This window comes from Streptococcus sp. 2022WUSS037 (assembly GCF_044427225.1).
GTDB lineage: Bacteria > Bacillota > Bacilli > Lactobacillales > Streptococcaceae > Streptococcus.
In genome coordinates, this window is sequence record NZ_JAOTGJ010000004.1 from 1 (window position 1) to 14,126 (window position 14,126).

The following is a 14,126-nucleotide window of genomic DNA, read 5'->3' on the forward strand; positions in this document are numbered from 1 at the left end:
CACAGTTATTAGATAATATCCTATCCCGTTCAAATATGTTGGACGCTTACAATCAAGTTAGAGCCAATAAAGGTTCAGCAGGAATTGACGGCGTAACTATTGACGAAATAGATGACTATCTCCGCAAACACTGGCGTTCAACTAAAGAACTCATAAAGCAGAGAAAGTACAAGCCACAGCCAGTCTTACGAGTTGAAATTCCCAAACCTAACGGCGGAGTTCGTCAGCTAGGTATCCCAACGGTCATGGATAGAATGATACAACAAGCCATTGTCCAAATCCTCAGCCCTATCTGTGAACCCTATTTCTCTGATAAGAGCTACGGATTCAGACCCAATCGGTCATGCGAACAAGCTATTATCCAGTTATTAGAATACCTTAATGACGGTTATGAGTGGATAGTGGACATAGACCTGGAGAAGTTCTTCGATACCGTTCCTCAAGATAGACTGATGTCACTTGTTCATAACATTATCCAAGATGGGGATACAGAATCCTTAATTCGTAAGTACCTTCATTCAGGTGTAGTCATCAACGGACAACGGTATAAAACACTAGTTGGAACGCCACAGGGAGGAAACCTATCACCGCTCCTGTCCAATATCATGCTTAATGAGCTAGATAAAGAGTTGGAAAATCGCGGACTTCGCTTTGTTCGCTACGCAGATGACTGCGTCATCACAGTTGGTAGTGAGGCGGCGGCTAAACGTGTGATGCATTCAATTAGTCGTTATATTGAAAAACGATTAGGTTTGAAAGTCAATATGACCAAGACCAAGATTGTGAGACCGAGCAAATTGAAGTACCTAGGATTTGGGTTCTGGAAATCATCGGGGGGTTGGAAAAGTCGTCCGCATCAGGATAGCGTACAGAGTTTCAAGAGAAAACTCAAGAAACTAACGCCCCGTAAGTGGAGTATTGACTTAGACAGCCGAATTGAGCGACTAAACTGGGTCATACGAGGTTGGATAAACTACTTTTCTATGACGAACATGAAATCAGTCATGGAAAGCATTGATGAACGACTAAGAACTCGAATAAGAGTTATTATCTGGAAACAATGGAAGAAGAAATCTAGGCGATTATGGGGACTTCTTAAATTAGGAGTGCCGAAGTGGATAGCGGATAAAGTATCTGGCTGGGGAGACCATTATCAATTAGTGGCTCAGAGGTCTGTACTGAAACGTGCCATATCAAAACCAGTCCTCGCTAAACGTGGACTGGTTTCTTGCCTAGATTATTATCTAAAACGACATGCGTTAAAAGTTAGTTGAACCGCCGTGTGCCGAACGGCACGCACGGTGGTGTGAGAGGGACTAGAAATTAGTCCCTACTCGATTCATTTAGGAGAAAATCATGTTACATTTTGAAAATGATGATAATAAAGGTGCCCACCCTGCCTTGCTAGAAGCCTTAGTTGCAAGCAACCAAGAAGGTTTATCTGGATATGGCACTGATAAATATACTGAATCTGCTATCGAAAAAATCAGACTTGCTATGGACTGTCCTCATGCACAAATCACATTTTTGACAGGTGGTACGCAGACCAATCAAATTGTCATCTCTTCTATGTTGGCTTCTTATGAGGGGGTCATTGCAGCAGATACAGGTCACATTTCTACCCACGAAGCAGGAGCGATTGAATTCACGGGACATAAAGTAATGACTTTGTCGCATAAAGATGGAAAAATTACAGCGAATGACGTGGATAGCTACATTAAAGACTTTTACGCAGATGCCAATCATGCTCATATGGTTCACCCCGGAATGGTTTATATTTCGCATCCGACGGAGTATGGTACACTTTATAGCAAGTCAGAGTTAGAAGCCTTGTCAACAGTTTGTCGCCATCATAACATCCCACTTTTTTTAGATGGAGCTCGCTTGGGTTATGGTCTTGCGGCTCGTGATACGGATCTTGATTTGCCGACAATTGCAGAGCTGACCGATGTTTTTTATATCGGAGGGACCAAACTCGGTGCCTTGTTGGGAGAAGCTCTGGTCTTCACCAAGAGCAACCAGCCTAAGAATTTCGTATCGATCGTCAAACACCATGGTGCCTTGTTGGCAAAAGGAAGAGTGACAGGTGTCCAGTTTGATTGCTTATTTACTGATGATTTGTATTTTGAATTGGGGCGTCATGCTATCGCAATGGCAGAGCAGCTCAAGGAGATTTTGCAAGAAAAAGGTTATCGCTTCTATCTCAAATCACCAACCAATCAGCAGTTTGTCATCGTCAGAAATGAAGAATTAGCTAGACTGACTGAAGCTGGAATTGCCTATGGTTTCTGGGAAAAATATGACGACAGCCACAGTGTTATTCGCTTTGCGACTAGCTGGTCAACCAGTCAAGAAGATTTGGATGAATTAAGAAAAATACTGTAGAAAACTAAAAAAGAAAGGGTCAACCTTTCTTTTTCGTCTGTAGATAATGATAGCGATAAACGGTATAGCCTTCAATAAGTCGGTAGCCTATTCCACCTATAATTGCTTTGATGATGAAGACAAGGTGTTTTGAAAGGGGTGCCTGGACAGTCAATCCGAAAAGGATACCCAAGATAATCCAAGCAAATACCGCCCACCATAGATGTTTGAATGGCGTGTATTGTCCATCTCTCTCTTTGACTTCATTAGATACCCTTACTGCACAGCTGGCTAAGATAACTATAGGAAGAAGTGAATTAGTGTTAAACGGTGCTGGTAACAATGTTGCTAGCAGGAAGATTTCAATGAATGAAAACAGTAATAGCCAAACTAAAATAGGTATTCTGAGAATAAAGTATTTCATCTTGCACCTCCTGAAATTAGTATATCAAATCCAAGAAAGCAAAACAAATATTTATATGCTATTGATTAGAAGTCGTTTCGGATGCTCCACTAGTTACCTCTGTATTAGTGCTGATTTCTGTCATTGTCTCCGAAGCTTGGGTAGCAGACATTTCTGTAGACGAGGAAGAGGCAGTAGACTCTACTGAAGAGCTGGTCTCGGTTTGGGTTGAGGATGTTGTTTCGGAGCTTGAACTTGTTGAATCTTGTTCTTCTGTTAACGGATTGCCGGTTGATGATTGGCTGGGGCTGGTGGCACTGGATGATGAAATGGTAGTACTTGGAGATGTTGAGAATGCGGTTGTTTTAGCAGTAAAAGTATAGATTGTAATGCAAGCAGTAATTATTCCTAAAATTGAACCTATAAATGTTAAATATTTTTGAAAATTAGTTAAACCAGCCGGTTTTTTATTTGTATTCTTACGTGTATTCATGATGTACCTCCACCTTTAGTTTAAGATAGGAAGTTTAAAACTATCTTAAAGATTGCCGAAAGGCATGAAAACATGATAAAATAGGACTATTGCAATAAAAGGAATATAAAAAATGATCTATTTTGATAATGCAGCAACGACACAGGTCTATCCAGAAGTTCTCAAGACCTATACGGAAGTGGCGACAAAAATCTGGGGAAATCCCTCTAGCCTCCATAGTCTAGGCAGTCAAGCAACCCGTATTTTAGAAGCATCCCGTAAGCAAATTGCAGACTTGTTAGGAAAAGATAGCAAGGAAATCTTTTTCACCTCAGGTGGTACGGAAGGTGACAACTGGGTCATCAAGGGAGTGGCATTTGAAAAGGCACACCTGGGCAAGCACATCATCGTGTCAGCTATTGAGCATCCAGCGGTAAAAGAGTCGGCACTTTGGCTCAAAACGCAAGGTTTTGAGGTGGATTTAGCTCCGGTCAATGTCCAAGGTTTTGTGGATGTTTCAGCCTTAGAAAGCTTGATTCGTCCAGATACCACACTGGTTTCTATCATGGCCGTCAACAATGAAATTGGTGCTATTCAGCCCATTCAGGAAATTTCCCAGCTTTTAGCAGATAAGCCAACCATTTCCTTCCATGTGGATGCGGTGCAGGCTATCGGCAAGGTGCCAACGGAAGTGTATCTGACAGACCGAGTTGATTTTGCTAGTTTTTCAGGTCACAAATTCCATTCTGTCAGAGGAGTAGGTTTCGTCTATGTTAAGTTAGGCAAGAAAATCGCTCCGCTATTGACAGGAGGAGGACAGGAAAGCGACAAACGCTCAACAACTGAAAATGTGGCTGGTATCGCCGCGACAGCTAAGGCGCTCCGCTTGACTTTGGATAAGGCAGCAGATAGCCAGAAGCGACTGGCAGCCATGAAGCAAATCCTGGTGGATGAATTGAGCAAGTACGCTGATGTGACTGTCTTTTCTGGGACAGAGGACTTTGTGCCAAGCATTGTGACGTTCGGGATTAAGAGCATCCGAGGCGAGGTCATTGTCCACGCCTTTGAAGACCACCAGATTTACATTTCGACAACCTCAGCCTGCTCGTCCAAGGCTGGAAAACCAGCTGGAACACTGATTGCTATGGGTGTTCCGCAGAAGTTGGCTCAAACTGCCGTCCGTATCAGCTTGGACGATGACAACGATATGGGGCAAATCGAACAATTCCTCACGATTTTCAAACAAATTTATCAAAACACACAGAAAGTAAGGTAGTATGAACTATTCAGAAATTATGATTCGCTATGGCGAATTGTCAACTAAAGGGAAAAACAAGATGCGGTTTGTTAACAAACTCCGCAATAATATCAAGCATGTCCTTTCTGTTTACCCAGAAGTGACCGTTTATTTTGACCGTGACCGTGGTCATGTCTATTTGAATGGGGCGGATTATCAGGAAGTTTCAGCTTCATTGAAGAAGATTTTTGGGATCCAAAATTTTGCACCGTCTTATAAGATTGAAAAGTCTGTTCCAGCCTTGAAAGAGGCGGTTGTGGAGATTATGCAGTCCATTTACAAGGAAGGGATGACTTTCAAAATCGCGGCACGTCGTAGCGACCACAGTTTTGAATTGGACAGTCGTGACCTGAACCAAGTCCTTGGAGATGCGGTTTTTACAGCTATTCCAAATGTGCAAGTGCAAATGAAGTCACCAGATATTACCTTGCGAGTGGAGATTCGTCCTGACGCTGCTTATATTTCCCATGAAGAAATCAAGGGAGCAGGCGGTCTTCCAGTTGGTACATCTGGCAAGGGAATGCTCATGCTATCAGGTGGTATTGATTCGCCTGTTGCGGGCTATTTGGCACTTAAACGTGGTGTAGAAATCGAAGCCCTACACTTTGCAAGTCCGCCTTATACTAGCCCAGGTGCTCTTAAAAAAGCCCATGATTTGACTCGTAAATTGACTGCCTTTGGAGGTAATATCACCTTTATCGAAGTGCCGTTTACAGAAATTCAGGAAGAAATCAAGGATAAGGCACCTGAAGCTTATTTGATGACCTTGACACGTCGCTTCATGATGCGGATTACAGACCGAGTTCGTGAAGAACGTGGTGCCATGGTTATTATTAACGGTGAAAGTCTAGGACAAGTGGCAAGTCAGACCTTGGAATCCATGCAGGCTATCAATGCGGTGACAAATACACCTGTTATCCGTCCAGTCGTCACTATGGACAAGTTGGAAATCATTGATATTGCTCAAGAAATTGATACCTTTGATATTTCCATTCAGCCATTTGAGGATTGCTGTACCATCTTTGCCCCTGACCGTCCAAAAACAAACCCTAAAATCAAAAATGTCGAGCAATACGAAGCTCGTATGGATGTAGAGGGCTTGGTGGAACGAGCTGTGGCAGGGATTATCGTAACGGAAATTACACCGAAAGAGGAAGTGAAAGACGAAGTGGATAGTTTGATTGAAGACTTACTGTAGAATTCAATTGTTTTGATATACATTTAAATCCAGTTATTGCTGGATTTTTTAGTTCGAATCGTTCGGAAAAATTGAATTTGTATGATATAATAAGACTTCAGAAAAAAACAAAGGAGTTATTATGAAAAAAGGAGCCCTAACAGGATTACTCCTGTTTGGTATGTTTTTTGGTGCAGGAAACTTGATTTTCCCACCTGCACTTGGTGTCTTATCTGGTGAGAATTTCTGGCCAGCTATTTTAGGATTTGTTGTATCGGGTGTCGGTATTGCAGTCATTGCTTTGATTGTCGGTACCTTAAACCCCAAAGGTTATGTACATGAGATTTCTCGCAAGATTTCACCGACTTTTGCAACGATTTATCTTGTTGCCTTGTATTTGGCTATCGGTCCTTTCTTTGCTATTCCGCGTACAGCTACAACGTCCTTTGAAATTGGTATTGCACCCTTGTTGGGCGATGCGAATCTGGGTCTCTGGTTATTTGGCTTTACAGCTCTTTACTTTGTGGCAGCTTATCTGATTGCCCTCAATCCATCTCAAATCTTAAATAGTATCGGACGTATTTTAACCCCTGTTTTTGCGATTTTGATTGTGATTTTAGTGGTGCTAGGTATTGTTAAATATGGTTCTACAAATCCACTTCCTGCAGCCGATGCTTACTCAGCTGGGCGGGCTTTTGGTACAGGATTTATTGAAGGATACAACACCCTTGATGCCCTTGCCTCAATTGCCTTTAGTGTTGTAGCGGTGAATACCTTAAAACAACTTGGTTTCTCAAGCAAAAAGGAATATGTATCTACCATTTGGTCAGTTGGTTTTGTTGTAGCTTTAGCTTTCTCAGCACTATATGTCGGTTTGGCATTTCTTGGAAATCATTTCCCGGTACCTGCTGATGTCTTGGCGTCTAAGGAAATCCACAAAGGCGTTTACGTTTTATCTCAAGCAACTCAAGCTATTTTTGGACCAAGTGCTCAAATTTTCTTAGCCGCTATGGTTATCGTAACGTGTTTTACAACGACAGTTGGCCTCATCGTTTCCAGTGGAGAATTTTTTGCAGAACGCTTTTCTCGCTTTAACTATAAGGTTTATGCAACGCTCTTTACCTTGATTGGTTTTGGAATTGCTAACCTCGGCTTGAGCAAGATTATTGCTTTCTCTATCCCAGTTCTTTTGATTCTGTATCCAATTACCATCTGTATCATCTTGATTACCATTGTCAATAAATTTGTACCACTTTCTACTTATGGTATGCAATTGACTGTGGGAGTAGTGACAGCTTTGTCATTGGTAGAAGTGTTAGCAGGACAATTCAACTGGACTGCTGTTTCAAAAATCATCTCAGCTCTGCCATTGGCCGGACAATCATTAGCATGGTTATTACCAGCTCTTGTCGGAATCGTCCTCTCTCTGTTCTTACCAAACAAGCAGGAGAGCGAAGTTTTCGAAATGTAAGAAAATGATACAAAACACTTGCATTTGCAGGTGTTTTTGTTATAATAGGAGTGTTGACTATGCACATTTCCTGTGCAACCGCACGAATGCCGTTGCTCTGCAAAAATTAAGCTCAAACGTCGTTGACTTAACTTGGTGAACCTAAGTTCTACCTGCGTCCGCGACGACACGAACTATGTTCGTTATATTTCCAACCTTCAATAGTCTATCCTTAGACTATTGAAGCAAGTCTGAACTTAATTTTTATTGAGCAAGATAAAGTGGTTCGTCCCACGGTACTAGGCGAGTCTTCACATCAAATTCGGGCAAGACCCAAAAATCATAGGAGGTGCATAATGAGCACATACGCAATCATTAAAACTGGCGGCAAACAAGTTAAAGTTGAAGTCGGTCAAGCTATCTACGTTGAGAAATTGAACGTTGAAGCAGGTCAAGAAGTTACTTTCGAAGAAGTAGTTCTTGTTGGTGGTGAGAAAACTGTTGTGGGTACTCCACTTGTAGCAGGTGCTACTGTTGTTGGTACTGTTGAAAAACAAGGTAAACAGAAAAAAGTTGTTACCTTCAAGTACAAACCTAAAAAAGGTAGCCACCGCAAACAAGGTCACCGTCAACCTTACACAAAAGTTGTTATCAACGCTATCAACGCTTAAGGCGTAGCTTGAAGCAATCATTACAGAAATTCGGAGGAATAACATATGTTAAACTTGAATCTTGCTAACTTGCAATTTATGGCCCACAAAAAAGGTGGAGGTTCAACGTCAAACGGTCGTGACTCACAAGCGAAACGCCTTGGTGCGAAAGCTGCTGACGGCCAAACTGTATCAGGTGGTTCAATCCTTTACCGCCAACGTGGTACAAAAATCTACCCAGGAGCTAACGTAGGTCGTGGTGGAGATGACACTCTTTACGCTAAAGTAGAAGGCGTTGTACGCTTCGAACGTAAAGGTCGCGATAAGAAACAAGTATCTGTTTACCCAATCGCTAAGTAAAAAAATGGTCCAGTGGACCATTTTTTCTTGCCTTTTTGAATTAAATGAAAGGCAAAGGTTCGGGGAACCTTTTTAACAACTCTCCTTGAAATAAAAGAGAGAGTTGAGCTAGAGATAGCAAACAATAGGCTTTCCGAGTTGTTTTCGGAGAGTCTTTTTTTTGTAATTTGATTTTGATATTTTTAAAAGTGTACGATAGAAGTGATTCGAGACGGCAATATCATCTCTATAGGATAAAAATATTTTGCCTTCTGCACTGTTGCGCTTCCTATAAGTTCTACGTTCAGGAGTAGATGAAATGTCCAGAGGAAGTGGGATAGGTTCCAACTTAGTAAAATTAGCCATCGATGATTTGGCGAACAGAAATTCCAAATCCTTTCAAATTGCAGTTGAAGAAGAGAAATTAGGAACCTGGAAGTTATATAAGAGAAGAATAGTCTATTTGCGAAAACGCAAGAGTTCAGCAAATTCTTGCGTTTTTTGATATAATGGAAAAAGCAGTTTTAAGAGGTATCAGGTATGAATATTCAACAATTACGCTACGTTGTAGCCATTGCCAATAGCGGGACTTTTCGTGAGGCAGCAGAGAAAATGTACGTTTCCCAGCCTAGTTTGTCTATTTCCATTCGTGATTTGGAAAAAGAGTTAGGTTTTCAAATTTTTAGCCGAACTAGTTCCGGAACTTTTTTGACACCAAAAGGGATGGAATTCTATGAGAAAGCTCAGGCTTTAGTTAAGGGATTTGATCAGTTTGAGCATCTCTATTTGCAACCTGAAGAAGGTGAGAAGACTTTTTCAATCTCAAGTCAGCATTATGATTTTCTTCCTCCATTGATTACGGAGTTCTCTCGTAGCCACCCGCAGTACCCTCATTTTCGCATTTTTGAATCGACTACAGTACAGATTTTAGATGAGGTTGCTCAAGGTTATAGCGAGCTTGGTATTATTTATTTGAACGAGAGAAATACAAAAGGAATCATGCAGAAATTGGATAAACTTCACTTGCAAGCTGTAGATTTGTCTGCATTTCAGACGCATATCTACCTTCGTGAAGATCATCCTTTGACAAAGAAAGCTGAGATTGAGCCAGCAGATTTGGTAGGTCTACCTACCGTACGGTTCACTCAAGAAAAAGAGGCTTATCTCTATTATTCCGAGAACTTGATTGATACGTCGGATTCCTCGGTTGTGTTTGATGTGACAGACCGTGCTACTTTGAATGGAATTTTGGAGCGTACGGATGCCTATGCAACTGGTTCGGGCTATCTTGATGATGAGAGTGTCAATGGCATTACAGTAATTCCTCTCAAAGGAAAGGTAGACAATCGCATGGTCTACGTTAAACGAGCCAATGATGAACTTAGTTCTTGTGCCAAAGACTTTATTGAAACCATGCAGGCATATTTTGATAAGAAGAAGGATGAAAATGCGTAAAATTGGATTTCCATTTTTGATGGTAGTATTAATTGGTCTGGACCAGCTTGTAAAAGCTTGGACAGTTGCCAATGTTGAATTAGATAGGGTAACGGAATTTATACCAGGATTGATGAGCTTAGCTTATCTAAGAAATTATGGTGCGGCCTGGTCGATTTTACAAAATCAGCAGTGGTTTTTCACGATAATGACAATTGTTGCCGTGACAGGCCTAGTGTGGTACTATATCAAACAGATCAAGGGCAATATCTGGACTTTATTCAGTCTGTCTTTGATGATTGCTGGTGCTCTTGGGAATTTTATTGATCGTCTTAGATTGGGATATGTGGTGGACATGTTTCACTTGGATTTTATTAGTTTCCCTGTATTTAATGTAGCAGATATTTGTCTGACAGTTGGTGTAGGTATTTTATTTATTTGTATTATGAAAGAAGAGAGTAATGGAAGTAAGAGTTGAGATTGGTGGTCTTCGCTTGGATAAGGCCTTGGCGGATCTGACAGATTTGTCCCGTTCAGTTGCTAATGAACAGATTAAGAATGGTCAGGTCTTGGTCAATGGTCTGCCCAAAAAAGCAAAATACAGTGTGCAGGCTGGGGATGTGATTTCCTATCAGGTGCCAGAAGTGGAAGAAATCGACTATGTAGCCGAGGATATTCCTTTAGAAATTGTCTATCAGGATGAGGATGTTGCGGTAGTCAACAAGCCACAGGGAATGGTTGTTCATCCGTCAGCTGGTCACACATCGGGAACGCTGGTCAATGCCCTTTTGTATCATGTGAAGGATTTGTCAGGCATCAATGGTGCTTTGCGACCAGGTATTGTCCATCGGATTGACAAGGATACCTCTGGCTTGCTCATGATTGCCAAAAATGATGAAGCACATACAAAACTTGCAGCTGAATTAAAAGAGAAAAAATCCCTTCGTAGGTACCTGGCCATTGTACACGGTAATCTGCCAAATGACCGTGGCATGATTGAGGCCCCGATTGGTCGTTCTGAAAAAGACCGCAAAAAACAAGCGGTGACTGCCAAAGGGAAAGAAGCAGTCACACGATTCCAAGTTTTGGAAAGATTTGGTGATTATACTTTGGTGGAATTGACCTTGGAAACTGGTCGAACACACCAAATTCGTGTCCACATGGCTTATATTGGTCATCCGGTTGCGGGGGATGAGGCTTACGGCCCAAGAAAAACACTAAAAGGGCATGGTCAATTTCTTCATGCCAGAACGCTTGGATTTACCCATCCGAGAACTGGTGAGGTTGTTGAATTTACGGCAGAAGCGCCAGCTATTTTTCAGGAGACACTTGAAAAACTGCGCAAGGCTGAATAATAGTATGAAAACCTTATCATCTTGCCCATTTTTTCAACAAATGCTATACTAGAACATGAAAAATGTTAAGGAGAGTAAGAATGGAAACTTTACCAAATTGTCCAAAATGTAATTCTGAATATGTCTATGAAGACGGTGCCCTCTTGGTTTGCCCTGAGTGTGCTTACGAGTGGAACCCAGCAGATGTAGCTGAGGAAGAAAGTGGACCTGTTGCAATTGATGCTAACGGTAATCGTTTGGCGGACGGCGATACTGTGACGCTTATCAAAGATTTGAAAGTGAAAGGTGCGCCTAAGGACCTTAAACAAGGTACACGTGTTAAAGGTATCCGTATTGTTGAAGGCGATCACAATATTGATTGTAAAATCGATGGTTTCGGTGCGATGAAGCTGAAATCTGAATTTGTTAAGAAAATCTAATAAAAAGGACTGGTCAATCCAGTCTTTTGTCGTTTTTGAAAGGATATTATGAAACATCAAAGTATTTTGTTTTACAGTAGATGCCTGTTAGCCATTTTAGCCATCACAGGTACCGCCTTAGAAATCATTAAATACGGTATCGGGATGCTCATGTATTATACGGTGCAATCTAATTTATTGGTATCTCTGTTTGCTGTCTATATGGTCTATGCCATGAGTAAAAGTGTGGATTTACAAACGTCACGTTTTCTTCGGATCAAGGCAGCAGTGACCATGTCCATCATGATTACCTGTGTGGTTTATCATTTCATGTTAGCGCCGTTGGTAGATGACTTTTGGCGCGTGGAAAATCTGCTTTGTCATTACATTGTTCCCCTTTATTTCCTGCTAGATACCTTGCTTGTGGACCGACAACGACAGTACAAGTGGTTTGACCCGATTTGGTGGACGCTTTTGCCTATTCTCTACATGATTTTTGGTCTAGTGAATGGTCTTTTCATAAAAATTCCAATCCCAGATGCTAAGGACAGTCCTTTTGCTTATTTCTTTCTCAATGTCCCTAAGTATGGTTGGACCTATGTTTTGACTTATGCTGGAGTCATCTTTGTCGCCTATCTAGTCTGCGGTTTTCTATTGGCGGGACTAAAATCCATAAACCTTAAGACTTCATTGTCTTTTGGAAAAAATTCTCAGTAAAATCCGATAATTTCTATATTTTTTCAGAAAAAAATTGTCAAGGCTGAGATTTTATGCTATACTCTGCTTAATAAATCCTTTAAAACCTGTCCAGAGAGGCAGACAAGGAGCAACGTGTTAAGCAGGTTAGTCTTTAAATGCTAGCCTATATTTTCATAGTCTCCTTGTGTAAAGGGGACTTTTTTCTATATTTTTTGGAGGTCTTTATGAAGACAAAAGAAATCGTTGACGATATGACCATGAAACGGGCTATTACCCGTATCACTTATGAAATTATCGAGCGGAACAAGAATTTGGAAAATATTGTTCTGGCGGGTATTAAAACCCGTGGGGTGTTCATTGCTAAACGTATTCAGGAAAGGCTGAAGCAATTAGAGGGTATTGATGTTCCACTGGGTGAATTGGATACCAAACCTTTCCGTGATGATGTAAAAGTCGAAGAAGATACGACAAGCATGACTGCTGATGTGAATGACCGTGATGTTATTTTGGTAGATGATGTGCTCTATACAGGACGAACTATTCGTGCTGCTATTGACAACATAGTGTCCTTGGGGCGACCTGCTCGCGTTAGTCTAGCTGTTTTAGTTGACCGTGGTCACAGAGAACTACCTATTCGAGCGGACTATGTTGGGAAGAACATTCCGACTAGTCGTTCGGAAGAAATCATCGTTCACATGGCTGAAATCGATGGTCAGGATTCTGTCCTCCTAGTCGAGGGAGCTTAGTCGTTTATTTTTCAACTCAATATTCTACATCTATATCATAAAGGCAGGTATCGTCATGACAATTACAAATGGTAAAGTTTCACTCAAACACTTAGTTACAATGGAGACCCTCTCAAATGAAGAAGTATTGGGACTCATTCAACGTGGTATTGCTTTTAAACGCGGTGAAAAGGTAGAGTTGGATCGGAAGTACTATGCTTCTAACCTTTTCTTTGAGGATTCAACTCGGACGCATAAGTCTTTTGAAATGGCAGAGCTTCGTTTGGATATGGGAATGATTGACTTTGATGCTCGTACCAGCTCAGTCAATAAGGGTGAAACCTTGTATGATACCATTTTGACCATGTCGGCACTTGGGGTAGACATCTGCGTGATTCGTCACTCGGAAGTGGATTATTACAAGCAATTGATCGATAGTCCTACCATTCAGACTTCAATTGTCAATGGTGGTGATGGTTCAGGTCAACATCCAAGTCAATCCTTGCTTGACTTGATGACTATTTATGAAGAATTTGGAACTTTTGAAGGCTTGAAAATTGCCATTGCAGGTGATATTACACACTCACGGGTTGCTAAGTCCAATATGCAAATTTTGAAGCGTCTGGGAGCTGAGATTTTCTTTGCTGGACCGGAGGAATGGTACGCAGAGGAATTTGATGTCTATGGTCAGCATTTGAATATTGATGATATTGTGGAAACGGTAGATGTACTGATGTTGCTCCGTGTACAACACGAGCGCCATGATGGTGATGGTGGTTTTTCTAAAGAAACTTATAACCGTTTGCATGGTTTAACAGAGGAGCGTTACAAACGCTTGAAAGATACTGCAATTGTTATGCATCCGGCCCCTGTTAACCGAGATGTTGAGATTGATGATCAATTGGTAGAGGCGCCAAAATCACGTATTGTCCGTCAAATGCAAAATGGTGTATTTGTCCGAATGGCGATTTTGGAAGCAATTGTCAATGGCAAGGCTTAAAAGTAAGCTGTTCAGGTACCTTAGAACTGAGCAGTTAGAAATTTGTTAGACTTATCTTATTTAATGTCGCTCAGAGAGGCGACGAATAGAAAGGCAAGGAACAGGTCAATGGTTGCGAGCAACTCATTTCCCTACGCCTGCCTCTATGGAGGTCAGGCTATTCCTTGCACTAGCTCGAAAATGGATTATTATCGAATCCATTTTCTCACGTCGGTTAGAGTAAGTCGGACTACATGGAAGGCATGTGTCCTTCTACGCAAAGTCCTATTGGACCTTTGCTACCTCTGACACTAGCCGTAAGGTTTAACTAATATCGAGCTAAACCTTACGGCGTCGGACTATTATTTAATTCTATCCGGAGAG

The 14,126-nt window shown here is 41.4% G+C and carries 17 protein-coding genes; 15 read left to right on the forward strand and 2 right to left on the reverse strand.

The genetic code is table 11. The features are described from left to right. Positions 1 to 1,274, forward strand: a 1,274-nt coding sequence (ltrA, locus tag ODU55_RS02865) for a group II intron reverse transcriptase/maturase (protein WP_398581804.1), incomplete at its 5' end; no start/stop codon positions are given. Positions 1,275 to 1,356: 82 nt separating this feature from the next. Then, a complete protein-coding gene (locus ODU55_RS02870; RefSeq protein WP_398581805.1) occupies positions 1,357 to 2,385 on the forward strand; it encodes a threonine aldolase family protein in 1,029 nt (342 codons plus the stop codon). Between the two features lie 19 nt (positions 2,386 to 2,404). On the opposite strand, the gene ODU55_RS02875 is transcribed toward ODU55_RS02870, so the two are convergent. Beyond that, the gene (locus ODU55_RS02875; RefSeq protein ID WP_398581806.1) at positions 2,405 to 2,788 is read right to left on the reverse strand and encodes a hypothetical protein; all 384 of its coding nucleotides are present in this window, start codon (positions 2,786 to 2,788) and stop codon (positions 2,405 to 2,407) included. Between the two features lie 58 nt (positions 2,789 to 2,846). Next, complete coding sequence (locus ODU55_RS02880; RefSeq protein WP_398581807.1) at positions 2,847 to 3,260, reverse strand: DUF6556 family protein; 414 nt, start codon at positions 3,258 to 3,260, stop codon at positions 2,847 to 2,849. A gap of 112 nt (positions 3,261 to 3,372) precedes the next feature. Here ODU55_RS02880 and ODU55_RS02885 point away from each other — a divergent pair, with 112 nt between their 5' ends. The 13 genes from ODU55_RS02885 to ODU55_RS02945 all read left to right on the forward strand — a co-directional run bounded on the left by ODU55_RS02885 (position 3,373) and on the right by ODU55_RS02945 (position 13,763). Next, entirely contained in the window at positions 3,373 to 4,515 is a 1,143-nt protein-coding gene (locus tag ODU55_RS02885; RefSeq protein ID WP_398581808.1) for a cysteine desulfurase family protein, read from the forward strand. Position 4,516: 1 nt separating this feature from the next. Beyond that, positions 4,517 to 5,734 (forward strand): tRNA uracil 4-sulfurtransferase ThiI, encoded by a 1,218-nt coding sequence (gene thiI, locus ODU55_RS02890; RefSeq protein ID WP_398581809.1) that lies wholly within the window; start codon positions 4,517 to 4,519, stop codon positions 5,732 to 5,734. A gap of 118 nt (positions 5,735 to 5,852) precedes the next feature. Next, positions 5,853 to 7,184, forward strand: coding sequence for a branched-chain amino acid transport system II carrier protein (gene brnQ / locus ODU55_RS02895; RefSeq protein WP_044764626.1), 1,332 nt, complete (start codon positions 5,853 to 5,855; stop codon positions 7,182 to 7,184). 335 nt (positions 7,185 to 7,519) lie between these two features. After that, positions 7,520 to 7,834 carry a 50S ribosomal protein L21 gene (rplU, locus tag ODU55_RS02900; RefSeq protein ID WP_002941330.1) on the forward strand — a complete coding sequence of 105 codons (315 nt, stop codon included), beginning with the start codon at positions 7,520 to 7,522 and terminating at the stop codon, positions 7,832 to 7,834. Between the two features lie 45 nt (positions 7,835 to 7,879). Beyond that, positions 7,880 to 8,173, forward strand: a complete 294-nt coding sequence (rpmA, locus tag ODU55_RS02905) for a 50S ribosomal protein L27 (RefSeq protein ID WP_009909754.1) — start codon at positions 7,880 to 7,882, stop codon at positions 8,171 to 8,173. A gap of 298 nt (positions 8,174 to 8,471) precedes the next feature. Further along, positions 8,472 to 8,657 (forward strand): GNAT family N-acetyltransferase, encoded by a 186-nt coding sequence (locus ODU55_RS02910; RefSeq protein WP_398581810.1) that lies wholly within the window; start codon positions 8,472 to 8,474, stop codon positions 8,655 to 8,657. 35 nt (positions 8,658 to 8,692) lie between these two features. Next, on the forward strand, positions 8,693 to 9,607 hold the full coding sequence (locus ODU55_RS02915) for a LysR family transcriptional regulator (RefSeq protein WP_398579345.1): 915 nt from the start codon (positions 8,693 to 8,695) through the stop codon (positions 9,605 to 9,607). Beyond that, positions 9,600 to 10,064 carry a signal peptidase II gene (gene lspA, locus ODU55_RS02920; RefSeq protein WP_029180166.1) on the forward strand — a complete coding sequence of 155 codons (465 nt, stop codon included), beginning with the start codon at positions 9,600 to 9,602 and terminating at the stop codon, positions 10,062 to 10,064. Before ODU55_RS02915 ends, lspA begins: the two co-directional genes overlap by 8 nt. After that, positions 10,048 to 10,941 carry an RluA family pseudouridine synthase gene (locus tag ODU55_RS02925; protein WP_398581811.1) on the forward strand — a complete coding sequence of 298 codons (894 nt, stop codon included), beginning with the start codon at positions 10,048 to 10,050 and terminating at the stop codon, positions 10,939 to 10,941. Before lspA ends, ODU55_RS02925 begins: the two co-directional genes overlap by 17 nt. A gap of 80 nt (positions 10,942 to 11,021) precedes the next feature. Further along, positions 11,022 to 11,360, forward strand: a complete 339-nt coding sequence (locus ODU55_RS02930; RefSeq protein ID WP_012775074.1) for a zinc ribbon domain-containing protein YjdM — start codon at positions 11,022 to 11,024, stop codon at positions 11,358 to 11,360. 48 nt (positions 11,361 to 11,408) lie between these two features. Then, positions 11,409 to 12,056, forward strand: coding sequence for a Pr6Pr family membrane protein (locus ODU55_RS02935; RefSeq protein ID WP_398581812.1), 648 nt, complete (start codon positions 11,409 to 11,411; stop codon positions 12,054 to 12,056). Positions 12,057 to 12,262: 206 nt separating this feature from the next. After that, positions 12,263 to 12,784, forward strand: coding sequence for a bifunctional pyr operon transcriptional regulator/uracil phosphoribosyltransferase PyrR (gene pyrR / locus ODU55_RS02940; protein WP_024376075.1), 522 nt, complete (start codon positions 12,263 to 12,265; stop codon positions 12,782 to 12,784). Positions 12,785 to 12,839: 55 nt separating this feature from the next. Next, positions 12,840 to 13,763: an aspartate carbamoyltransferase catalytic subunit gene (locus ODU55_RS02945; protein ID WP_014637995.1), complete on the forward strand. Its 924-nt coding sequence runs from the start codon at positions 12,840 to 12,842 to the stop codon at positions 13,761 to 13,763. Positions 13,764 to 14,126 lie beyond the last annotated feature (363 nt).